Raw genomic sequence first — 24474 nt, 5'->3', positions numbered from 1 at the left:
AAGTAAGTGGTTACAGCTCGTTAATCAGTCATTCAGCGTGTCATAGCCGACCCGGTGCTGAAGCTCCACTGCCGGATACCTGTCAGCTGTTCCTCGCGCTTGGTACCAGTACGCCGTAGCGGCATACAAGCAACGATTAACTTCTTCCCAGCGGTTCGCCTTGTACTTCTCCATAAAGCCTTCGAATGATTGGTTAAAAGGAATATTGTCGCAGATGTGGAACCGATTCACTGAAGTATGCCCATTGCCGTCGATCTCAACGTAGGGTTGGCTGGCAAAGGCGCTGTCGAACATGGGAAACGGCGGTTCCGCCGCCCAGGCATATCCGATATAATCTTCGCTGCCTGTTCCGAAAGTGGATGGGAACGTCTCGCCGTCGACGAAAAACTTCTCGTCTCCTTCGCCCCACCACCAATCGATCGTCTTCCTGTCCCACTTTCCATACCACCATGTTTCTGCCTCTTGCTCGGGGATTTTCCATGCATTGTAGACATGAAGATGAACGCCGCAGAATCTTCCCGGGCCTTCAGCCAGCAGCAACGGCCAATCCGGCCAGCGGTCGCCTCCTTCCTCGTACCTCTCCCGCTCCAGATCAAGGAAAGCATCCCGGTGCCATTTGGCATGGAACCGCAGCAGCTGATCCGCTTCTGTTTTCGTCAAGCTGACGAGCCGTATATCGACGGCAAGCGTCTGCGACTCGGGACCCTCATTGCCGATCTCAATGACGGCGCCGTCCGAGAACGGCATATACCAATGGCAGTAAAATTCATGATCGTCCATGCCAAGCGGCAGCGCGCGATACGGCTTGATCCCTGGGGCGCTGCCGAAAAAGTCGCCTAACGGCGCCCAAACGGAGGGTTCGTCCTCTTGGTCCCATTTCATCGAAATAACCAGCTGTCTTAAAGCATTTCGCTGCTGTTCCTCGGTTTTAAGAGCTAGGTCTGTTCGAACCCGGATCATGCAGACGGCCCCTGCGCCGGCATGATTCAAAACGGTCGCCTTTCCGCCCGGCGGAACGGTCCAATTTTCTGTCTGATTAAAGTACGGTTCTTGCAAACGCGGATTGTTCCTTCCCCGCCTGTATAAGATCCTGTCCGCCTCTGCCAGAGCAATAGCAGCTTCTTTATCGAAGAAGCCGGTAAACGACGGCAACCGCACGTCATTCGGAAACTGCGTATACGTAAAGTGGTAATAGCTTCCCCATCCGTTATCGAGCACCACCTTGCAATGCTTCTGGAACGGAATCGGGATATAGCTGTTTCGCCCTCGAGACAGCGTGGGCGCTAGATTCGGAAAATTGGCGGGGCAGCCTTCATCGTTAAATTTATCGAAGTAGTCTCGGAAGGGCTTGTCAAAGACCGGCTCCTCACTATGATCGAGGAAGATTCGAATATGTCCTTCCCCCGGCAATGCCGACCATACGCGCCAGATTACGCCCGGACCCTCGATTTCGCAAGCGACGATGCCGTTTACTTCTTGGCGAATATAGCCGCCGCCATCGTCGTTCGCTCCCCAGTTTTCGTACTTTCCGGTTTCTTCATTGTAGAAAGAGCTTCGATCATAGCTTGAGAAGCTGCCACTTCTTTCCCCTGCTGCAGGGGGGACGGCCAGCCGTTCAAGGTTGTACAAACGCTCCACTAAATCGCGATAGGTATACGAAGTTTTATAGTCTAGCAAGTCCTCACGCCCTTTCAAATCTTAAGAGGTTGTAAGCGAATTCCTTGATCATCCGCAGTATAAACCTTATAGTTGCTATAAGGTCAATGGCATATTTCCAAGAGGAGAGACATCCTTGAAAAAGAAATTTAAAATCGGGGAGCTTGCGAAAATCAAAAATATCGATACGCAAACGCTTCGATATTACGACCAAATCGGCGTGCTGTCTCCCGAGCTCACAGACCCGCTGAACGGATATCGCTACTACTCGGAAGAGCAGTTCGTTGAAGTCGATCATATTAAATTTCTTAAGCTATTAGGCTTATCGTTGGAAGAAGCAAAGCAATTCAAGGAAATCACGAGTTTGAGCGAAGCCATGGATAAGCTTAAAACGCAGCAAAAGCTGTTCGAAAAAAGAATCGCCCAAATGCAAACCGTTGCGCAGAGACTCTCTTTAATACTGGATACCATCGAAGAAAAAAGCAGACCGCTCGAAAATGCTGAGCGTGCGCCTGAAATAGAAATACGCGATTGCGGCTCCATTAGAGGGGTAATCGGGGACTGCCAGACGGTTCAAGATTGGTTTGATTTTGAAGCGAAGCTGCAAGAGCTCGTCGCTCGCTATCCGAATTATTCGGAGATCGGCCATAACCACGGCCATATTTATATCTATAACGAAGAATACTTCCATACCGCGGATGATCGGCACATCGAGAAGGTCATTCTGCCTCTCGAGCGACAATTCCGTGGAGACGGCATTGGAGATTACCCGCTTGGCGTCTGTATTGTCGCCTACCATAAGGGGAAGATCGAAAATCTGATGCAGGTATTCTCAGAGATCAAAAAGTTTATCGCCGACCATCGTCTCACGATTAGAGGCGATATCGTCATGACCTCGATTGTCAGCAGTTTCATTGTGAGAAACGAGAACGAACATCTGGCGGAAATAAGGATCCCATTGATATAGCCGGCCCCCCTAAAGTCTAAGAAGACGATAGAGGGGCCGGCCGTCAATCAAAGGCGGCGTAAACTAACCTTGCTTAGCCAACAGCTTGGCGATGACCTGCGCGCTTTCTGCGCGGGTTGCCGTACCTTTCGGCACAAATTGATTGTTGCTTCGCCCGTTGATAAAACCGAGCGCCTTTACCGCTTTTACAGCTTCCATGGCCCAGGCGCTGACAGCTGCCTGATCTGCAAACTCAGCTCCGCTGGTCACGTCCGTCTTTTTGCCTGCCGCATGCGCATAGGCGCGGACAAGCATGACGGCCAATTCTTCGCGCGTAATGATGGCATCGGGTGCGAACGCAAGATCGGAGCGGCCGGTTACAATGCCAGCCTCGCTGGCTGCAGCCACCTCATCCGCATACCAGCTCCCCGCCGCCACATCGCTGAACTTCGCGGTGCCTTCCGCCTTAAGTCCGAGCGCACGTACGACCAGTGCCGCGAACTCGGCGCGCGTCACAGCCTGATTTGGTGCGAATAACGTATCGCTCACGCCCTCCAGAATGTGCCTCGCCGCCATTTCCTTAATGACGCCGGAAGCCCAGAAGGCGTCGGTCACATCGCTGAAGGACTTGTCGTAGCTAAGCACTGCATATTTGCTGAAATGGTAGATTTGCGAAACCCACTTGTCTCCGACGATCTTGCCTCCCGCGTAAGCGAGCGATCCGTCGTCGGCAATGTTATACATGCCGAGGAGCGCTTTGCGCGCATTCCCGTCGAATGCCGATTCGATCGTAAGCGGTTCATCAAAGATAGACAGCTTCGTTTCTTTGCCTTCCTTGTCAACGATCGCGAGCGAGAAATCCAACAGTTCGCCGGCTGCCGTCACTGCCGCTTTAGCCTTAGTCCCCGCCTTATTCAGAAGTGCCGTGCGATCCGTCTCAGACACCGGTGCCAAGTGAAGCACAATGGTCGCATCCTTTAGTTGGTCTACGGACAGGAAGCTTTGAAGCTTCAACAGCACGGTTCCCGGGATTCGAATGGATATCTTGTCGTTTGAGAACTCGACGACGTTTGTCTTATCGATGGCTGCATGACCGGAGATAACAACTTTTTTAGCGTCATTCCCGATCTTGACGGCGATTTTGCCCGTTGCATCCGCCTGCGGCAGGTTTACGACATCGGCATTCGGATTCGAAGTCGCACCCCCGTTGCCCGGATTGTTTGTCCCGTTGTCGGGATTGTCCGGGCTGCTAATCGCTACTGGGACGCTGAGATTATCAAAGTTGATGTGTCCCCATCCGCCAGTCCTCTGATCGACGACCTTGATGTAGAGCAGCTCCCCTTTGTATGCCGATGCATCCCAGTTTATACGGCGATAGGCTTCATCGTCGTTGCCGGTTTCTTTCATTAAAACTTTATCGTCGGATGCGCGAACGAGCGCAACATAAAGCTTGTCGATCTCTTTGCCTCCGCCGACCAGGAAGCTGATCTTGCCGTCTCCGCCCAGTTTAAACGACTGAGAAGTGAGCGATCCCGTGGCATCGTCTCCGTATGCCGGGTTAAATCCCCACAGATGATGACGCTCGGGGTCTTTGGCCACCCACGCCTGGTTGAACGGACCTCCCCATCCCCAGTCGTTGGCAGTTGTAATATTTTGATCCGTGAATGCGTTGCCCTCCGCCGTCCATCCGGACAAATCGCCTTTTTCAAAATCGGCGTTTGGCAGTTCGCCAATCGAGCCCTGGTCCGCTGGTGGTGCCGGCCAGCTCGCCTGAACCGTGTCCCCGTACGCGGAATTCATCTTCCAGACTTGCAGCTTTTGCACAGAAGCAGCGCCGCCCTCTCTCCACAGCGCGAGTCCAAGCGCATCGCCGCGCGTCGGATACACCCGGGAGGTGATGCTGTTTTTCCCGTTGGCATAGGCTTCGATCATCGAGCGATCCAGATAGACATGCAGCTTGAGCACATCGCCGTCCAGTTCCATCTGCCCGTTCTGAATGCCCTTCTGTACGTCCGGATCGAGCGAAGACTTCCATCTATCCAGATTGAGCTGCTTGTTTTCCGTATCGTAAAAGAGTCGTGTCTCTTCCTTGCCGTCCGCCGTCTTCCGCAATGAAATGCCGAACTTCTTTGCCAAATCGATCTTGGCTTCCAGCACGATCTCAAGCATATCGCCTTGCACCTGGCTCAGTTTCGCATTAGCCGCTTCAACGGATGTATCGCTAAGGTCAACCAGTTGCTCGCCTCTCAGCGATTGCAGCTCCGGAATCGGCTCGATGCCAAGGGTATCGTCGCTGCGCAGGGACAACACGAGCGGCAATCCGCCGTTGTGCGCCCAGCCTGCATCCGAATGCTGCTGCTCGGTCCTGCGATCCTGCGTGATGCTATACAGAATCGAGCGGCCTTGTCCATCTACCATCCCGCTCGGACCCGTGAAGTGCTCGCCAAAATCGAACAGTCGAGGCTCCTCATGGTCGGGAACGAATTTATTCGTCGTTTTATCCCATGTGCCGATCCAATGGAAGACATACTTGACGTTGTCTGCGTCGTAATGATCGAACCAAGGATTGATGAAGAACGCGTACTTCATCGTCCCGTTTTCGTCCTCGCCTAAAGGAAGAAGAACCGGGAGCTCCCATACTTGGCCGGTCTTATGATACTTTTCATAGTCACCGACAAAAAACGGATGCTGGTACGTCCAGTGCACCATGTCGTCCGAAGTATACAGCAGCGCCGTTCCGCCGACATTTTTAATGCCCGATCCGACGAGCTGGTACCATGTATCTCCGTCCTTCCAAACGTACGGATCCCGGAAATTGCCGTACCACACTTCGCCTTCCGGCGCAGTCAGATTCGCAGCTTGCGTCGTGACGGGCGTTCCGTTATAAACCCACTTTTTCAGGTCGGCGTCGCCGTCGTCCTTAAACGTGCTTCTCGCCAGACCCGTCGCCTGGTTCGGCGTCGCCTGGTCGTTGCCTGCCGTAAAGAACAGCGCCGGATTGCCGTCGTCCCCGACGACCGCGCTGCCGGACCATACGCCGTCAGGCGTCTCCGACCCGCCATCCGGGGCAAGGGCGACCGGCATATCCTCCCAGTGAACCATGTCGTCGCTTACCGCGTGTCCCCAATGAATCTGATGCCAGTAAGGCCCTTGGGGGTTAAACTGATAGAAAATATGATACTTGCCCTCGAAATACAGCGGCGCATGCGGTTCGTTCATCCAATGGCCCGGTGCGATCAGATGATATTGCGGCCGGTATCGGTCTCCGTCATAGTCGCTGCGATCGAAGTCCATGGATGGCGTCGGAGCGACGCCTCCCGCAAACCCGGACACCACCGACTGATAGTCGCTTTGAATCGCTTCCTGCGACAGCGCCGTGTTGTACACCTTCACTTCATCGATCATGCCATTGAACATATTCGCGGTGAATACGCCGTTAATTACTGCACCTGAATTGTTCTTGCCGATCATAAAGTCGGTGTTCGCCGGCGTAATCGGGAGCTTCTTTTCGGCTGTGGCGGTTCCCGCCAATTCGCCGTTCAAATACAGCTTCAGTTTGCCGTCCGTCTTGTTGTAAGTAGCGGCGATATGCGACCATACATTTTTCTGAAGCGGTTTGTTATCCGCAGCCCAGACTTCGGTCCATTTACCGTTCACCCCAACCTGGAACGACCATTTGCCATGACGCCCCATGCCAAGCAGATATCCGCTGCGGTTCGCGCTGTCATATTGATTGACGATCGCAGACAGCTTTCCTTGATCGCCCCACTCGTACGATCTTGGAGACACCCAGGATTCAATCGTTATTTCATCGCCCGGCTTGGCCATCTCGCTCGAAGGTCTTGCGATCCAAGTGGAGTATCCGTCGAAGAGCAGGCCTTTGCCGGCCACGCCGTCTCTCCAGAGCGGTTCGCTATTTGGCTTGTATTTGGCATCGTTAAATACATAATGCACGGCGTCGTCCAGGTTGCGGACCTGGTCCTTCGCCGTCGTTCCCTGCTCCTCGTTCAGCTGCCAGTTCCCAATCAACCCCGTACCCCGGACCTGGAAGTCATCGACATTGATATGACCGGTCGGATCTTGATCGACGACCTGAACATACAGCACTTGGCCGATATAAGACGTTGCGTCCCATTTAACACGCGTATACGCTTCGGATCCATTTCCCGTCGCTTTCATCAGCACGGCGCCATCTGAAGCGCGTACCAGCGACACATAAAGTTGGTCGGCATTTTCTTTGCCGCTTGCGAGGAAGCTGACAAATCCGGTTCCGCCCAATCGGAATGGATTGGAGGTTAGCGTACCCGTCCCCGTATCGGCTTTGCTATAGCCGGACACATGATATTTGCCTTCCTTGCCGAATGGCGTTTGAGGGTCACCGAAGCTCGACTGATCCGTTACAGCATCGGCAAAAGCATCGCCCTCTATCGTCCAGCCGCTTAAATCGCCGGTTTCGAACCCCGGATTAATCAGATTCTCCGTCGTCGACACGTACAGATTGGTGGCCAGTACGCCGTCTGTCGGCGGGGTAACATGATTGGTGAAAAAAGCATCGGCAAAAATAACGCCCCAGTCGGAGACCGCATTGTCGACGATTTCCAGATATAAGTTTTCGTCGATATGCTTGGACAGGTCCGCTTTGTATTGGACCATATTGGCCAGCCTCATCCCCTGGTCGATATGAGGGAAATTGATATCCTTGAACTCCGTATTGCCGTAGCGGGCGACCAATTCGTCCGTATCCGCGTTATACACGTCTACGTGCACAAGATCCGTGTTTTTGCCGCCGCCCAGTTTAAACGTGATCCAGCCGGATCCGCCTAGCGTGAACGTAGAAGACCGCAAAATGCCCGTCTTGCTTTCGTCGTATGCCCACCCATCCAGGTGGTAGCTGCCTTCCTGATCGAATGGAATATTGTCGCTCCACCAGGTCGTATCGGCAGAGACGCTGCCGGGACCGAAGGCGTCGCCGGCGACAACCGTCCAGCCCTGCAAGCTGCCCGACTCGAACCCGGGATTGCGCAGCTCGTATCGAACCGGGTTATACAGATTTTTGGCAAGCGTGCCATCCGTCGGCGTACTTGTAAGATAGGTTTGGAAATCGTCCGCGAATACGACGCCCCAATCGCTCGTGGCCTCGTCTACGATTTCAAAATACAGATTCGCACCCAGGAATGCGCGCAGATCCGCTTGATACTGCACCATGTTCGCAAGTCGTAATCCTTGGTCCACATGAGGAAAGTTAACGTCGGCGAATTCAGTATTGCCATAACGAGCCACCAGCTCGCTGGTATCGGCATCGTATACATCGACATGGACCAGATCGGTATTTTTGCCGCCGCCCAGTTTAAACTTAACCCATCCGGTACCGCCTAGCTTAAAGGTCGTCGAACGCAGCTTGCCCGTCCGATCCTCGGCGTATTTCCAGCCGTTGAGGTGATACTGGCCCTCTTGGTTGTAAGGAATCTCTTCGTTCCAGTATGTATCCTCGTTCGATACGCTGTCGGGGCCAAAAGCGTCTCCTGCTACGACAGTCCAGCCCGTCATATCCCCTGTCTCGAATCCAGGGTTTTCGATTTCCTTAACGCCGGCATCGTACAAATTGTCCGCTCTGATGCCTTCGCTCGGCTTCGTCTCCTGGTAGGTATTGAAGGAGTCGGCAAACAGTACGCCCCAGTCCGATGTCCCTTGATCTACGATGTCGATATACAGGTTTTGGCCGAGATAGCGGCTCAAGTCCGCTTTGTACTTCACCAGGTTCGCCAGGCGCAAGCCTTGCTCGACCTTCGGGAAGTTCTGATCGCTCCATTCCGTATTGCCGTAACGGGCGATTACCGCGTTCGTATCCGCGTTATGGATCTCGATATAGTCCAGATCCGTATGCCGGCCGCCCCCAAGCATAAATGTAATCCACCCCGAACCTTCAAGCGTAAAGGTGGAGGACCGCACTCTGCCGGTAGCCGTCTCCGCATACTTCCAGCCGTTTAAATGATAAGTTCCCTCCTGCTGGTAGGGGATTCCCTCCGCCCAATACATCGTCTCGTTCGATACGCTGTCCGGTCCGAAGGCCCCTCCTTCTATCACCGTCCAACCTTCCATGTTCCCCGTCTCGAACCCTGGGTTTTCAATCGTGTTCGCGTACACGGCAGCCGCAACGGATGTTGCCGCGATATCTTGCGTTTCAACCGGCGCTGCTTCTTCCGCGTAGGCTCTTGCGACGTTTCCGATACCGCCCGCAGAGAGAACAAACGATAAGATCATGGATAAGACAAGACTGAATGAGACTGACTTTTTGATCACGCGCTCTGACCTCCTAGTCGATTCAAATCATATATATAGCGCTTACAATTCAAACAGAGAAAATCCCCTCCATCCAACCTTGCCTTCGTCTGGATAGATGGAGAGAATACATCACGAACGTGACACTAAGAACTAAACGAACGCAACAGGCACTGCCCGGTCGCTTTGTACCGTTGCATTTGCATGTAAGGGATAAATCGTCAACGAAGCAACGTTCACCGTCCCTCCGAGCGCATACAGCTCGATTCCTCGGCTAGCCGGATCAGGGAAGATGAGATCGGTCAATGCGACCTCGCCATCTCCTGCGAATGCTTCGACCGAGCAACGGTCGACGAAAAGTCTGATGCTGACTTTGCCGTTTGCGAGAACGAACGGGGCACCATGACGGACGGCAAAATCATCGTGAAAATCGGACTCGCCAGACTTCGTGCGATCGATGAATAGTTGCGCGTCGTCCGCCGAATAACCGACTGTCGTTACTTCTCGCTCGGACTGGCGAACGCGGACGCCGAATTCCTTGGCATGCGCATCTTCGAAGACCATTTCCAGCTCAAAAGCATCGCCGGTCAATTCCGGATGCGACCATGTATCGTTTTCCAATTGAATCGCGGTCCAGCTCCGCTTCCCGATGCGAATATCCTGTGCCTCATCGATAGGACGCTGACATAGCCGTATCCCCTGCTCGGTCTTCTTAATCGATAGTACCCGCGGCAGCGTCATCGCTCCCCGCCAGCCGCTGGTCGGCGTTGCGTTCGCATACTTCCAATTGCTCATCCAGCCGATCAGAATCCGGCGGCCATCCGCCTCGGGAATATCCGACCAGGTTACGCCCGCATAGTTGTCGTAACCCTCGTCCATCCAGAGAATGCCTTCGCCTTCCCAAGTAAAAGACATGCCGTCGAACTCGCCTACGAAGTACTGGGTCTTGGAGCCTTCCGGCCGACCGTCTCCGATGCTGACAAGAAGCACCCACTTGGCGTTCCCTTCGTCGTTCTCCACAGGTAGTTGGAAAAGATCCGGGCATTCCCATACGCCTTCGTGCGCGCCCTCGGTGCTGCCGAAAGTACTGGCAAAAGTCCATGAGCGCATATTCGGCGACGTATAGAGCCGGATATGGTCGCCGGCCGCGAGCACCATCACCCAGTACTTTCCGGGTTCGTACCAAAACACCTTGGGGTCCCGGAAATCGGTAATGGATTCGTCTGCAAGCACGGGATTGTTCGCGTACATCGTCCATGTCCGCCCCTTGTCCGAGCTATAAGCGATGCTTTGACGTTGGCGCGGACGATCCGTTTCACCTGCCGCCCCCGGCGAATCGGGGTAGGTATCCGTATTCGTAAAGATGGCAACGAGACCCGTCCCGCCGTCAAATAATCCAGATGTATTGTGCCGGTCCACGACCGCAGACCCCGAGAAAATCATGCCGTTCGCATCCGGCGCGAGCGCGACCGGAAGATGCTCCCAGCGGACGAGATCTCGGCTTAGGGCGTGGCCCCAATGCATCGGCCCCCACTGGGTGCCATGCGGGTGATGCTGATAAAAGAGATGGTACTCGCCCTCGTAATAGACCATTCCGTTGGGATCGTTCAGCCAGTTAGCGGGCGCCGCGAAGTGATAAAGCGGTCTGTACTTGTCGTTCAAGGGATCGTCCTCCGCACTGTTCATCATGTTGTCGATATCCTGTCGGCCGGGCAGAGCCGGGATCGCCCCTCTGCGCGTCGTCGCAAGCGCGCCCATCGCATTCGCGAAGCGGCCGATCCTGGTCAAATCGTCGACGGAGAGCGCCTCTATACGTACGCCATCGTTCAATATTTGATCGAGCAATCCGGCCATGCATGCATCTCCGGCGCCAGTCGTATCGACGGTACGGACGCGAAACCCCGGAATGGACGCTTGCGCGGCTCTATTGCTGATCGTGCAGCCCCGCTCCCCCAACGTTACGAGCAGCAGGCGGATACCGGCATGCTGTCGCAGCAGCAGCTCCGCTCCCGATTCTCCTTCGGTCATGCCGGTCATGAAGATAAGTTCTTCCTCCGACAGCTTCACGATATCGGCGACTTCCAATCCGCGGAAAATAGCCTCTCTTGCCTTCTCTGGCGATTCCCATAGCGATAATCGCAAGTTCGGGTCGAATGAGATCAAGGAGCCCGATTGCTTGGCCAACGATACGGCCTCAAGCGTAACCCTTGCAGATTCGGCATGGGTCATGGAGAGCGTGCCGAAGTGGAAAACGCGGCATCCGGCCGCAAGCTCTCGCTCCGCCTCCTCCTTGGTCAGCCTCGTATCCGCCCCTCTGATGAAGCGGAACGCTCGATCCCCATCCTGATCCAGATGGACGAAAGTCATCGTCGTAGGGATGTCTTTAATAAACGCCAGTCCTGTGCATCCTACGCCTGCCTGCTCCAGTACGGTCGCAAGAAAGCGTCCCAACGGATCGTCCCCGACCGCTCCGATAAACGACGTGCGCCGCCCCAGCTTGGCCAGTCCGCATAGTACGTTGGCAGGCGCGCCGCCGGGGTTCTGCTCATAGAGCGGATATCCTTGCTCGGAGTCGCCGGCAGGCGTAAAGTCCACCAACACTTCCCCCAAAGCGATTACGTCCAGCATGTTTCTCCACCACCTGTCTAAATCTCTGTATATGAATATGCGCCGCCCATGCGTCTGACCGTTAACCGTTCGACGACCGCTCCGGGCGAAGCGTCCAGGCGAAGCCCGTCCGCATCGAGGCGCGACGGATAAGTCCGTGTCGTCATGCATTTGCGTCCGTTAAAATAAGCCTCGATGAGCGAACGGTCGAGCAGCACATGAAGCCGAAGCGATTGTTCGCCTAGCGCTAGCGGACCGGACTGGATGCCTCGCGTTCGCTCCTTCGGATCCAACGTGGAACGCGTGCGATCGACGCCGATCTCGGAACGGTCTCGGTCGCAATACAGCACGGTCTCTTCTTCTCCGCCAGGCGAGCGTCGCAGCGCAATCGCGGTGCGGCCCGCTGCTTGAAGCTCGAGTTCAATCTCCAGCATGCTGCCGTGGATTCCATCCAACAACAGGTTCGCCGCTTCAAGCGTAACGTTCCGCACATCGAGCAGCGTTTCTTCCCGGAGCAAAGCAATCTCTTCGATCGGGGACACGCCAAGCGTAGAATCATCAAGAAGCGTAAGGGTTACCGGCATGCCTGCGCCGTGGGACCATCCGCTGTCATAATCGATTTCCGGCGATCGCTCGCCTTGGGCAATGGTGAACAGAATGGAGCGGCCGGTCTTCGGGTCTACCATCCCGCTGGGCCCCGTAAAATGAAAATCGCCATAATCGATCAATCTCGGCTCTTCATGGTCCGGTACGAAGCGGATATGCGCCGAGTCATAACGTCCGATCCAATAGCGGATGTCGGCCACCGCGCCCGGTCCCCAAGGGCTGACAACGAAAACGTGTTTGTCGGTTCTATTCCCGCCCTGGTCGCGCAGCGGCAGCAGTACAGGAAGTTCCCAAGCGGTACCGAGGAACGGATACTTGGAAGGATCGCTCTCATAAAAAGGACCGCACGGCGTCCAGTTCTCCAGGTCGTCGGACACGTAAGCCAGCGCCGTACCGCCACGATTCTTCAGTCCTGCGCCGACGAGCATGACCCAGCGGTCCTGATCTCTCCATACGAACGGATCCCGAAACTCGTCAAGCAGCTCTTCGTCTTGATCCAGCATGAGGACCGGCTTGGACCGCTTCGTCCAGGCGATCAGATCGGGATCAGACTTGCCGCCGTCCCTGGGTCGCGCAAGACCTATTTGCTGATTGGGCTTCAACGAATGATTGCCTGTCGTATAGAACAACGCGGGTTGGCCTTCCTCGTCGTAAGTGGCGCTGCCGGACCAGACGCCATCCGGATCAATCCCGGGCTCCGGTCGCAACGCGGGCGGCAAATCGCGCCAGTGGACGAGATCCTCGCTCACGCTGTGTCCCCAGTGCAGATAATGAAAGAAAGGCCCCTTCGGATTGAACTGATAAAACAGGTGATAGCGGCCTTCATAATAGAACGGCGCATGCGGTTCGTTCATCCAATGGCCTGGCGTGGTGACATGGTATTGCGGACGATGGCGGTCGCGAATGAACATCTCCCGCGGCAGGATAAAATCCTGCGGCGCAAGTTCGGGCACCGTTCCGCCGCAGAGCGCCACGCCTTCGAGATATAAGCCTTTTATTTCGGCGTCTGACATGGCTCGGGCGCTGATGAACAGTTCGTCCATTCGGCCATCGAAGTGATTCATGATAAAAGCCTCGGCGAGAAGGGCGCCTTGATTGTTGCGACCGATCAATAAGTCAGTCTGAGAAGGCGTTAGTACGGAGTCTTTCGGTACGTCACGCGCGGCTACGATTTCACCGTTGAGGAACAGTTTCATCTTGCCGGCTTGACCGTCGTAGGCTGCGGCCAGATGCGACCATGTTTGAAGCGGTACCACAGCGGTCGCGTCGGCAGCGTCTGTCCACAGCTCGGTCCAGATGCCGTCAATGCCGAGTTGGAACGTCCAGGCGCCATGACGTCCAATGCCGAGCAAGAATCCCTCCGCGCCTTCGCGGTCATGTTGATTAACGATTGTAGAGGGGCGATTATCGGCACACAGATCGTAGGTGCCGGGCGCGATCCAAACCGAAATCGTCAGTCCGTCTTTGGGGCTTGCGATATCGGAAGCGGACCGGCGTATATAGGTTGAGTAACCGTCGAATAGGAGCGCCTGTCCCCCGATCCCCTCGGCCCACCTTGGTGTCTGCGGCGGTTGATATCTTCCTTGGGCAAGCGCGAACTCGATTGGATCCCAGATCCCCGTCACCGAATCGCGCGTTCGTCCTCCCTCGCCTTCGTTGAAGGACCAACGGGCAATATCGCCGTTTTCCTTCTTATCAATGAATTGAGTCATTCTTCGAATGCGCTCCTCATCGGACGACCTTACATCGCGCCAAGCCAAAACGGCAGCTAACTGGCCGTTCCGGATTGGCACGCGTGCAATGGTCAAACCTTATTTTTGGGCGGCTAAATAACGGTTATAGCCGTCCTGATAGATTTTGAGCAAGTCGTCGAGTCCCATCTTCTTCAGCTTCGATACATAGTCGTTCCATTCGCCGTCCGTGACGCCGTTCAGCAAGAACTTGGCGCGAGACGAGTTGGTGAAGGTTTGAATTTCCGGCTTGATGCTGTCGATCGTAGCGAGTTCCTCTTCCGTGAAGAAAATATTCGGATACTTTTCCTTTTGCATCTGCGGTACGAAGATGTTCTTGATGTCGTCCATACGCTTTTGAGCGCGCGCTTCAGGCGCGACAACCGTTTTGAAGTCGTCGCCGGTGATGACGCCGGCGCCGCCGAGCGAGACCTTTTGACGGAACTCGCCAGGGTTATTAAGATCCGTTTTTTGCACAAACTTGCCGCTCGCGTCCTTGTCGAACCAAATGCCTTCAGGTCCCCAGCGAACTTCCGCCGCCGTATGCGGCTCATACAGGTTATCGAGCCACTGCGCCGTGATTTCCGGGTTTTTGTTGTCCTTGGTAATGACCGCGCCGCCGCGTCCGAGCGCCGATCCGTTGTTCCACTTTACGACCATGTCCTTGAACGGCGGCACGATCGGATAGTGCGCGTCGCGATCGGCGACGACGTCCGTATGGTCCCACCACAGGAAGGAGCCCATGATTTCCGGATCGTTTTTGCCCTTCGCAAAGTATTGCGTCACGTCTTGCGTCAACGATTCCTTGTCGATCAGGCCTTCCTTCACCCAATCGTGGAAGTAAGCTGCCGCTTGCTTGTAGCCATCTTGAACGGCTGCAAATGAGACCTTGCCGTTATCGACATTCAAGTGCTCGGTAAAAGCGTTGTTGTTCGGTTGGTACGTTTTGTCGGGAACGCCGAAGGCCCCGAACAGATAACCGATGTCGCCTGTCCAAAATGCGTTCATGAACGTCAGCGGGATTTCGTCCGCCTTTTTGTTGCCGTTCGGGTCCTGTGTCTTGAACGCTTGCAATACCTTATGGTACTCTTCCAGCGTCGTCGGCATCTGCAGGTTCAACTTGGTGAGCCAATCCTGATTAATATAGAGGAAGTCCGGATTCGAGCCGATTTCTTCCTGCCCGGATCCCAGCTCCTCGCCGACCGGCAGCGAGTAAATGTTGCCGTCGGGCGCCGTTACCAGCGCTTTGATATCGGGACGCTTCTCAAAAAGCGCTTTCAAATTCGGCATGTACTTGTCGATGTAATCGTTGAATGGAAGGATCGTGCCGTCCTTGCCGTATCGGATGATGTCGGAATCCGAGAATCCCGAGTTCAGGAAAAAGTCCGGCAGGCTGCCGCTCGTGATGAGCAGGTTTTTCTTTTCCTGATAATCGGTATCTACGATCGTATCCCACTCGATATGAACATTGGTCGCCGCTTCGAGCTTTTTGGCCATCTCCATCTCGTTGAAGTCGCTCGGCGCCAACGCCGGCCGCTGCGTCACGGCTTTAAGCGTAACTTTCTCCTTCAGCGGGAACGCCTGCGTGCTGCCTTCCGCTCCGGCGGTGGCGCTTGCGCTGCCCGAAGCAGAAGCCGCCGGCGAAGAACTCGAATTCGCATCGTTATTATTGCCGGAGCAACCGCTCAGCCACAAGGCAGAAGTGAGTGCGACTGTCGATAATACAGCTGTGCTTTTTTTCATTTTCCAATAACCCTCCCATGATATAATCCCTTTTCCATACGCCTTGCCAAACCTTCAACCTGCCGGATTTTCGGGCCCTCACCTCCCTTACGGAATCGAATCGGCCATTATCCTTTGACCGATCCGACCATAACCCCTTTGACAAAGTAGCGCTGAAGAAATGGATACAGCACAAGCAGCGGAAGCGCGGCAACGATGATGACGCCGAACTTGATCAGTTCGGTCACGCGCTGCTTGGCCAGCAGCGTGTCGACGTCGTTCACCAGGTTTCCTGACGGCTGACTCTGGATGAGGATGTTGCGGAGCACAAGCTGCAGCGGGAATTTGTCTCCATCGCTTAAGTAGATCAAGGCATCGAAAAATCCGTTCCACTGACGTACGACGGCAAACAAGACGAGAACCGCGATGATCGGTTTGGATACGGGAAGCACGATGCTGGTGAGATAACGAAGATTACGACAGCCGTCGATGGCTGCGGCCTCGCGCAGTTCCTCGGGCAGCTCCTGGAAAAACGTCTTTGCGATAATGATCAGAAACGCGTCCACTGCGGACGGCAGAATAACGGCCCACATCGAATCGATTAAGTGAATATCCTTCATCATCAGATAAGTGGGAATGATGCCCCCGTTAAAGAACAAGGTGATCAGGAAGAAAACCATAAAGGTGCTGCGCCCGTAGAAGTCTTTCCGCGACAGCGGATAGGCTGCCATAATGACCAGCGTCGTGCTGATGAATGCGCTGATCGCCGCGTAAACAATCGAATTCCGATAGCCTAGCCATATCGTCGGGTCTTGGAAAATGCGGCGGTAGCCGTCGAATGTAATGTCGCGCGGCCAAAACCATACGTCGCCTGAGAAGATCCGGTCGGGACTGCTAATCGATGCAATAACGATGAAATAGAGCGGATACAAGATCATCAATGTAAATCCGCCCAAGAACACGTAGTTGAACAGATCGAACCAAATATCTGACTTCGTTCTTCTGTTGAGCATGAGGACCTCCTTCTCTAGAACAATCCGTTCCCGCTTATTTTTTTGGCCGACTTGTTGACGACATAGAGCAACACCAGATTGATTAGGGCGTTAAATAATCCAATCGCAGCCGAGAAGCTGTACTGCGCGCGCTGGATGCCGATCTTGTATACATAAGTAGGAATGATCTCCGAGACGTCCACGTTCAGATCCTTCTGCAGAAGGAAAGCCTTCTCAAAACCGACATTCATTAAGTTGCCAATGGCCAGGATAAACAATACGACGATGGTCGGCGCGATGCCCGGCAGATCGATATGACGGATGCGCTTCCACTTGCTCGCGCCGTCTACGACCGCCGCTTCGTGAAGATGCGGATCGATGCCCGACAAAGCTGCGAGGTACACGATTGAGGCGAAGCCTGTTTCTTGCCAAACGGAGGAGAAGATATACATCGGCCTGAACCAGGCGGATTCGCCCGCGAACAAAATAGGCTCGCCGCCGAACATCTTGATGACATTGTTCACCAGTCCGCTCGACGGGGACAAGAATACATAAAGCATGCCGACAAGCACGATCGTAGAAATAAAGTAAGGCGCATAAATCGTTGTCTGTATAAAACGCTTAAGCCGCTGCTGACGAAGCTGGTTCAGCATGAGTGCGACGATAATCGGAATGGGAAAGGCGATCGCCAGGTTAAGAAAGCTGAGGTACACCGTGTTGCGTATGATTTGCCAGAAGTTATAGGAATCGAAAAACCGCCTGAAATGATCGAACCCCACCCAAGGACTTCCCCATATTCCTTTAGAGGCCGAGAAATCTTTGAATGCGATCTGGACGCCATACATGGGCCAGTACTTGAAAATAATGAAGTAGACGACAGGAAACAAAATAAGCAGATACAATTCATAGTTCGCCCTGATGCTTTTCATTCGACGGCGGCCTATCGGGGAATCCGACTCCCTTTTGTTGTTTACGGACATGCGTTTGACCTCCTGCCGATATTTAAACGTTTACGTAATCGTTTTTATGAACCTTCGAAAAAAAGAGAGACACTGTGGCATCAACAAGAGTCTCTAACGACCAATTCGGCTGGAAGGCGATAAGACTGCGGCTCTTCGCCGTTTACAAAACCTTTCTCTATGCGCGACAGCATCACTTCGGCCGCCTTTTCTCCCAGTTCGAAGCTTGGCTGCCGAATAACCGTTAGCGGAGGCGTCGTTATCTTCGTCCAGTCGTAGTCGTCGTATCCGATCACGGCAAGGTCCTGCGGGATTCGAATCCGTTTTTCTTGAAGGTAGCCCATCGCGCCCATCGTCAGAACATTATTGGCAACGAACAATGCCGTGATACCCGGAACCTCGAGCAGCTTGGGCACCGCTTGGTATCCATGATCGAAGCTTGCGCTCGTTACATGAATCAAATTCTGGTCGAACGGGAGGTTTCGTTCCTCCAGCGCTTTTTTATAGCCTTCAAGTCGTTCCATACTTGTCGTAATGCCGAGATAACCCGTAAGGAAGCCGATTCGCTTATGCCCCTTGTCCAGCAGCAAGCGCATGGCTTGCAGCGAGGCGCCGAAGCCGTCCGACAGCACATGATCGCCTGCGTATCCGCGAGGCTGCCGATCGATGAAGACGACGGGATATTTATCCTTGACCGTCTCGTTCAGATGCGTAACGTCCTCGGCAATCGAAGCAATAATCAAGCCGTCGATTTGTTTGGCGTTGAAAAGTTTGATTTGTTCGATTTCTTCCTCAAATTCTTCTGTCGCATTGTTGCTAAGCAACATATGATAGCCTTTCCGTTTTAAGGTCTTTTGAATACCTTGGGCAACGGTCATAAAAAAGAAATTCGAGGTGTCCGACGGCAGCATCGGTACGATCAGGCCGATCGTGTTCGAACGTTGGCTTCGCAAGCTCTGCGCCACTGCGTTCGGTTGGAAATCAAGCTCCTCCATCGCACGAAAAACCTTTTCCTTGGTCTCGAGCGATACGAACCTTGTATTGTTAATGACATGGGAAACGGTCGCCGTAGAAACTTCGGCCAGTTGCGCCACTTGCTTGATTCCTGCCCTCATGGCTTAACTCCTTATAAAAACGTTTACGTAATCGTTTTTCTGATGCGCTTTCATTATAAAATGTACAGCAACAGACTGTCAACCATCTATTTCATCTCCAAACTTCTTTCCGAATTCCTCCATGAGGTCAATAATCGGAATCAAATGCTCCCCTTTTGAGGTTAACGAATACTCAACGCGCGGAGGTACCTCGGGATAAACTTTACGATGAATTAAACCATCCGCTTCTAATTCACGAAGTTGCTTTGTTAGAGATCCTTGCGAAATTCCCCATAAACGAGTCTTAATTTCATGATATCGACGGGGGTTAAACTTTAAAAACCAAAGAATGAGAGGCTTCCAACGTCCCGAAAGTAGATTTTGCGTATAGGCGATGCCATATACCTCTCTGTGATCCTTCTTGCACTCTTCGCTAAATCCATCTTCATTTATTCTAGACACATGATTCCACTCATTTCTGCTGTAAGGTACGAAAAAAAGTACTATGTCAATTTTAATTGCCTTCTTCAAAATTTCAAGCAACGTATATATTATTGCATACATGCAGGCTATGCATTCGGGGCAATAAAAAGGTATTGGAGGAATGAAAATGAGATTTGGAATTATAGGCGCAGGACCCATTGGATCGAATATTGCAAAGAAATTGGTTGAAAAAGGACATGACGTAAAAATTGCAGATGCTCGGGGGATTGAGCGTTTGGAAGGAAAAAAACTGATAGGAGAATCGGTGATCGTAGAAGATGTAGTTAAAAATATTGACGTTCTTATTACATCTATCCCTTTTCATGCTGTGCCAAGCCTTCGTCATATTATAGATAAAGTTGGAAAGGAAGTCGTCATTGTAGATACTTCAAATTATTATCCGCAAATTAGCCAGAAAATCGAAGAAGTTGAAAACGGAATGGTTGAAAGTGTTTGGGTGTCCAAACATTTAGGAAGGCCTATCATCAAAGCGTTCAACAATTTATTAGCCTATACGTTAGAGCATCATGGAGCTCCCGAAGGAACTGTTGGGCGCATTGCGATAACGATTGCCGGTGATGACCTATCCCATAAACAAATAATCATGGGTGTAGCAAACGACCTGGGCTTCGACTCCGTAGATAGCGGTTCTTTAAACGATTCGTGGAGACAACAGCCAGGAACCCCTGCGTACTGTACCGAGCTTACAAAAGAAGAACTAACCATTGCTTTAACTAAAGCGAATAAAGAAAGAGCGCCTTTTCTGCGTGATCAAGTGATGGAAAAGCTGGCAGCTTCTTCGGATTCCTTTTCATTTCAAGATGTTGTTAACTTGAATAGAGAAACTTTCAATTCTTAAGTTTGAAAACGGCAGCAGTCCAGGACTTTTATTTCCTCGTCCTGAACTACTGCCGTTTCGAATTACAAGGCTACAGGCACGTTAACATCGTCAATATTGATATGCCCAAATCCGCCGGTCGCGTTATCGACGATCTTGATGTAGCAGGACGTTCCGACATATGCGGCAGCGTTCCATGATTTTCGCGTATAGGCTTCGTCGTTATTGCCCGTAGACTTAAAAAGCTCGACCCCGTCCGATGCGCGTACAAGCGAGATGTACAGATTAGAGGCGTCGTTCCCTCCGCCTACCAAGAAATCGATCGAACCGTTACCGCCCAACGTAAAGTTGGCTGACTTCAGCACGCCGATCTGGACATCTCCCCCATCCTTGAAGCCCCATAGATGATAAGTTCCGCTCTGATTAAACGGTCCGCCCCAGCCCCAATTCACGTCGGTCGTCACGTCAACCGCGCTAAACGCATTCCCGCTGACCACGTTCCAACCGCTTAAGTTACCGCTTTCAAAATCGTGATTAGCGAGCTCTCCGACCGACGGCGCGCCTTGCTGGACGGGTACGTTAATATCGTCAATGTTGACATGCCCGAATCCGCCCGTCGCATTATCTACGATCTTGATGTAGCAGGAGGTCCCGACATAAGCGGCCGCATTCCACGATTTTCGCGTATAAGCTTCGTCATTATTGCCAGTCGACTTAAAAAGCTCAGCTCCGTCCGATACGCGTACGAGCGAGATATACAGATTGGAGATGTCGTTCCCTCCGCCAATAAGGAAGTCGACCGATCCGTTGCCTCCCAGCGTGAAGTTGACAGACTTCAGCACGCCTGTCTGCGCATCTCCCCCATCCTTGAAGCTCCACAGATGATAGGTTCCGCTTTGGTTAAACGGTCCGCCCCAGCCCCAGTTCACGTCGGATGTCACGTCGGCCGTACTGAACGCATTTCCGCTGACGACGGTCCACCCGGTTAAATCCCCGCTCTCGAAATCATGATTGACTAATCCATTCACCGGCGCGGCGTTAGATGTCGTCACCGAATAAACGTTGCTTGCTACGGATATATTCCCTGCAGCGTCAAATGCTTTTACGGCGTAAGCGTAAGTCGTGCTCGGCGTTAGTCCTTGATCTACATAATGGGTCGTCGTCGAAACCCCAACCTGTATGCCGTCCCGGAATACGGAATAGCCGGTAACGCCGACATTATCGCTAGAAGCGCTCCAACCTAACGTGACTGAGCTTGAATCCTTTGAAGGAGACTGCAGGGTTGAAGGCGCCGAAGGCGGCTGCGTGTCCGATGAGCCTCCCGAAACGGGAACGATGAAATCATCTACATTGATATGACCCCATCCATCGGTGCGATCGTCTACGATTTTAATGTACATGGAAGTCCCGATATAGTCCGTTGCATCCCAAAATCGGCGCGTATAGCTTTCCGTGACGCCTTTTCTGTTGGCCCAGTCCCAATAGGTTCCGGGACCGGTCGTACGGAACAGCTCCTTGCCGTCCGAGGCGCGCACGAAAGACACATAGAGCTTATCAATATCCGATCCGCCACCCACTTGGAAGTTAATCTGACCATTACCGCCCAGCGTAAAGGTTGGAGACTTGAGCACGCCCACTGCCGCATCTCCCGCCGCCTGGAAGCCGTAGAGGTGATAATTACCCGTTTGGCCAAAGGGCTGATTGCCGGAAAATGTGGTGCTATTCGTAATGCTCGCATTCGAGAAAGCCGTGCCGCTCTCCACGGTCCAAGGAGCCAGAATGCCTGATTCAAAGCCTCCGTTCGATAAATTCGTCGATGCAGGCGCAGCAACGACGGTTACCGTCGAAGTACCCACCTTGGCGCCATCTCTTGTCGTCGCGGTGATCGTTGCCGTCCCGGCAGCCTTGCCGGTCACAACGCCGTTTACAACCGTGGCGATGCTTGCATTGCTCGTTGACCATATGACGTTTTTATTTGTTGCATTTTGTGGCGCAACGACGGCTTGCAGCCTGTTCTTGCCCCCGACAAGCACTTGCTTCGACGCCGGACTAACGGTGACGCCGGTAACCGGGACAGTGGTATAAGCCGAATTCATGCGCCACACTTTCAGCGATTTGACGGTGATTGTGTTTGTACTCGCATCGCCCCACAATTGAAGACCCATGGCGTCGGAGCGCGTGGAATAGGTACGGGTTGTTATCGCTTTCAATCCATTCAAATAAGATTCCACCATCGACTTATCCAGGTAAACGTGCAATTTGACGTTTTCGGTTCCGATATCAATCGTTCCTTTTTGAATCCCTTTATTATCGCCTGCGATCGTCTTCGTTCGATCAACCCCGTATTCATCCGTACTATTTTTGTAATAAAGAAGCGTCTCCTCTTCACTATTCGGCGACTTGCGCACCTTGAGGCCTACGCTGTCAGCCGATCCCCGGGCCAGCTCCAACTCAATCTCGAGCGAATCGCCGGTTACGCTGGCGAGCGCCGTATTCGCCGCGGCAAACGTCGTATCCGTCGTTAGGTTAACGAGCTGCTGTCCGCGCAGAGATTGAAGTTCGGATATCGGATTGATGCCCAATTTGCCATCGGAACGCAGCGATAATTCTACAGGCAGCCCCGCATTGTGCGCCCAGCCGGAATCGGAGTCCTGTTGCGACGTCCGTTCGCCCTGCGCGATCGTGAACATGATATTTCGGCCCGTCACCGGATCCGTCATCGCGCTTGGCCCCGTAAAGTGGAAGTCGCCAAAGTCCATGAGTTGAGGCGTCGGATTGTCAGGCGTGAACTTCGCCGTCGAGCTGTTCCAAGTCCCGATCCAATAATACACCTCGACATCCGCCCCCGCACCGGACGGACTGATGGCCAATAGATGCTTGCCACCGCCCAGCGGCAGCAATACTGGCAGCTCCCACACGGAGCCCAGGTAAGGGTAAGCCGTCGTACTCGCCTGGTACAACGGACCTTTGTAAGTCCAGTTCATCAACGCGGGATCGGTGGTCGTATATACGAGCGCCGTGCCCCCCTGTCCGGATACGCCCGAACCGATGATTAGAAACCATGTCGAACCGTCCTTAAACACATAGGGATCGCGGAATTCGCCCGAGATGCCTTGTCCCGGCTGCTGCGTGATCGCCAGCTTTTGCTCCTTTACCCAGCGTTTAAGGTCGTTGTCGCCGTCGGTCTGCACGGTGCTGCGGGCAACGCCGACATTCTGATTGCTCTGCATGTAGGATCGTGCATCGTTGCCTGCCGTAAAGAGAATGGTCGGATTGCCGCTGTCATCGATAACCGTGCTCCCCGTCCAATCCCCGTCGGGATCCACTTGGAAAAGCTCAGGCGACAGCGCAGGGGGCAGATCGCGCCAATGTACCATGTCGCTGCTGACCAAATGGCCCCAGTGCATGTTATGCCAATATGGACCTTGCGGATTGTTCTGGTAGAACAAATGATACTGTCCATTGTAGTAGACGGGAGCATGAGGTTCGTTCATCCATTGCCCTGGCGCCATGGCATGATAAGTCGGCCGATATTTGTCGCCATCGAAAACGCTTCTGTCGAATGTCTCGTTCGCAGTCGGCAGATTGCCTCCAAGCGCAGTTAAATACCCGTCGTATGCGCTTTGCGCTTCGGCAGCCGTCATGGCTCCGTTATAGATTTTGACTTCGTCAATAAGACCATTGAACATATTAAGCGGGAAAACGGCGAGCGTCGTGCTCTGGTTGTTTTTGCCGATTAGCAATTGGTTCGAGGATGCCGTAATCGCCGAGTTAACGGGAACCGCCGTCGCCGCGATCTGCTTGCCGTTAAGGTAAAGCTTCATGGCGCCTCCCGGCCCGTCGAACGTAGCGATCAGATGAGACCATTCAGACTTGGGAAGCGGCTCGTAAGCCCATACTTCATACCAGTTCCCGCCTGACCCGACTTGGAAGGACCAAGTACCCGATCGGAATGCGCCTAAGATGAAGCCTTGCTTCGCTCCCTTGTCATGCTGATTGACGATGGCGGAGAGAATGCCGTTGTCTCCCCACTCGTAAGCTCTGGGGGCTACCCATGCCTCTACGGTCATCGCATTGGCGGGGGTCGTGATGGCGCTATGCGTGATCCAATTCGAATAACCGTCGAACAACAACGTCTTGCCTGCAATTCCATCGGTACGCCATACAGGATCCGTCGAAGGTTTGTAGGCGGCGCTACTAAAGACGTAGTTAATCGGGTCGTTGACGCCGCTTACGGTTTCCTTCGTTACTTTTCCCGTGCCTTCGTCCAACTTCCATTCGGCGATTTTCGTTGCTGCTGCGGATACTTGAGAAGGCGCCATGATAGCGGGCGAAATGATAGCTAATATTACAATAAGAAGAAACGCTTTTCCGAAGAATCCATTTTTGATTAACATGGGGTAGCCTCCCGTTACATTTTTTGAAAGCGATTGCAACAGTAAGTACTATCCAGTCAGAATTTCTCTCCCATCAAGTTCGTTCATTCTCTATATAGCAATGCCATGTATTCCTTAGGATACATCACCCCCTTTCTAGGACGAAGTAAATAGCAATGGTTTAAA

At 53.3% G+C, this 24474-nt stretch carries 12 protein-coding genes; 2 read left to right on the top strand and 10 right to left on the bottom strand.

What is annotated here, in order from left to right; translation table 11 throughout:
* Nucleotides 1–24 precede the first annotated feature (24 nt).
* A complete protein-coding gene (locus tag KB449_RS01065; protein ID WP_282906579.1) occupies nt 25–1677 on the bottom strand; it encodes a glycoside hydrolase family 172 protein in 1653 nt (550 codons plus the stop codon).
* 115 nt (nt 1678–1792) lie between these two features.
* On the opposite strand from KB449_RS01065, the gene KB449_RS01060 reads away from it, so the two are divergent.
* Nucleotides 1793–2623 carry a MerR family transcriptional regulator gene (locus KB449_RS01060; RefSeq protein WP_282906578.1) on the top strand — a complete coding sequence of 277 codons (831 nt, stop codon included), beginning with the start codon at nt 1793–1795 and terminating at the stop codon, nt 2621–2623.
* 63 nt (nt 2624–2686) lie between these two features.
* Here the strand turns inward: KB449_RS01060 and KB449_RS01055 are convergent, their stop codons facing one another.
* The 8 genes from KB449_RS01055 to KB449_RS01020 all read right to left on the bottom strand — a co-directional run bounded on the left by KB449_RS01055 (nt 2687) and on the right by KB449_RS01020 (nt 19053).
* On the bottom strand, nt 2687–8701 hold the full coding sequence (locus tag KB449_RS01055; protein ID WP_434082543.1) for an S-layer homology domain-containing protein: 6015 nt from the start codon (nt 8699–8701) through the stop codon (nt 2687–2689).
* A 333-nt stretch (nt 8702–9034) separates the two neighbouring features.
* Entirely contained in the window at nt 9035–11509 is a 2475-nt protein-coding gene (locus KB449_RS01050; protein ID WP_282906576.1) for a PfkB family carbohydrate kinase, read from the bottom strand.
* A 17-nt stretch (nt 11510–11526) separates the two neighbouring features.
* Nucleotides 11527–13806, bottom strand: coding sequence for a GH32 C-terminal domain-containing protein (locus KB449_RS01045; RefSeq protein WP_282906575.1), 2280 nt, complete (start codon nt 13804–13806; stop codon nt 11527–11529).
* A 99-nt stretch (nt 13807–13905) separates the two neighbouring features.
* Entirely contained in the window at nt 13906–15567 is a 1662-nt protein-coding gene (locus KB449_RS01040; protein ID WP_282906574.1) for an extracellular solute-binding protein, read from the bottom strand.
* 107 nt (nt 15568–15674) lie between these two features.
* Nucleotides 15675–16559: a carbohydrate ABC transporter permease gene (locus KB449_RS01035; RefSeq protein WP_282906573.1), complete on the bottom strand. Its 885-nt coding sequence runs from the start codon at nt 16557–16559 to the stop codon at nt 15675–15677.
* Between the two features lie 14 nt (nt 16560–16573).
* Entirely contained in the window at nt 16574–17518 is a 945-nt protein-coding gene (locus KB449_RS01030) for an ABC transporter permease (protein ID WP_282906572.1), read from the bottom strand.
* Nucleotides 17519–17598: 80 nt separating this feature from the next.
* The gene (locus tag KB449_RS01025; RefSeq protein ID WP_282906571.1) at nt 17599–18612 is read right to left on the bottom strand and encodes a LacI family DNA-binding transcriptional regulator; all 1014 of its coding nucleotides are present in this window, start codon (nt 18610–18612) and stop codon (nt 17599–17601) included.
* Between the two features lie 78 nt (nt 18613–18690).
* Complete coding sequence (locus KB449_RS01020) at nt 18691–19053, bottom strand: winged helix-turn-helix transcriptional regulator (protein WP_282906570.1); 363 nt, start codon at nt 19051–19053, stop codon at nt 18691–18693.
* 148 nt (nt 19054–19201) lie between these two features.
* Here KB449_RS01020 and KB449_RS01015 point away from each other — a divergent pair, with 148 nt between their 5' ends.
* Nucleotides 19202–19933 carry an NADPH-dependent F420 reductase gene (locus tag KB449_RS01015; RefSeq protein WP_282906569.1) on the top strand — a complete coding sequence of 244 codons (732 nt, stop codon included), beginning with the start codon at nt 19202–19204 and terminating at the stop codon, nt 19931–19933.
* 62 nt (nt 19934–19995) lie between these two features.
* On the opposite strand, the gene KB449_RS01010 is transcribed toward KB449_RS01015, so the two are convergent.
* Nucleotides 19996–24309 carry a GH32 C-terminal domain-containing protein gene (locus KB449_RS01010; protein ID WP_282906568.1) on the bottom strand — a complete coding sequence of 1438 codons (4314 nt, stop codon included), beginning with the start codon at nt 24307–24309 and terminating at the stop codon, nt 19996–19998.
* Nucleotides 24310–24474 lie beyond the last annotated feature (165 nt).

It is taken from the genome of Cohnella hashimotonis (genome assembly GCF_030014955.1).
GTDB classification, from domain to species: domain Bacteria; phylum Bacillota; class Bacilli; order Paenibacillales; family Paenibacillaceae; genus Cohnella; species Cohnella hashimotonis.
Note: the sequence above shows the minus strand (reverse complement) of the source record. Positions and strands in the feature narration are given on the sequence as shown.

Coding starts and splice junctions, on each gene's coding strand:
- KB449_RS01035 (WP_282906573.1), bottom strand. CDS start 16,559: ATGCTCAACAGAAGAACGAAGTCAGATATTTGGTTCGATCTGTTCAAC.
- KB449_RS01050 (WP_282906576.1), bottom strand. CDS start 11,509: ATGCTGGACGTAATCGCTTTGGGGGAAGTGTTGGTGGACTTTACGCCT.
- KB449_RS01010 (WP_282906568.1), bottom strand. CDS start 24,309: ATGTTAATCAAAAATGGATTCTTCGGAAAAGCGTTTCTTCTTATTGTA.
- KB449_RS01045 (WP_282906575.1), bottom strand. CDS start 13,806: ATGACTCAATTCATTGATAAGAAGGAAAACGGCGATATTGCCCGTTGG.
- KB449_RS01030 (WP_282906572.1), bottom strand. CDS start 17,518: ATGTCCGTAAACAACAAAAGGGAGTCGGATTCCCCGATAGGCCGCCGT.
- KB449_RS01055 (WP_434082543.1), bottom strand. CDS start 8,701: ATGGAAGGTTGGACGGTGATAGAAGGAGGGGCCTTCGGACCGGACAGC.
- KB449_RS01015 (WP_282906569.1), top strand. CDS start 19,202: ATGAGATTTGGAATTATAGGCGCAGGACCCATTGGATCGAATATTGCA.
- KB449_RS01040 (WP_282906574.1), bottom strand. CDS start 15,567: ATGAAAAAAAGCACAGCTGTATTATCGACAGTCGCACTCACTTCTGCC.
- KB449_RS01025 (WP_282906571.1), bottom strand. CDS start 18,612: ATGAGGGCAGGAATCAAGCAAGTGGCGCAACTGGCCGAAGTTTCTACG.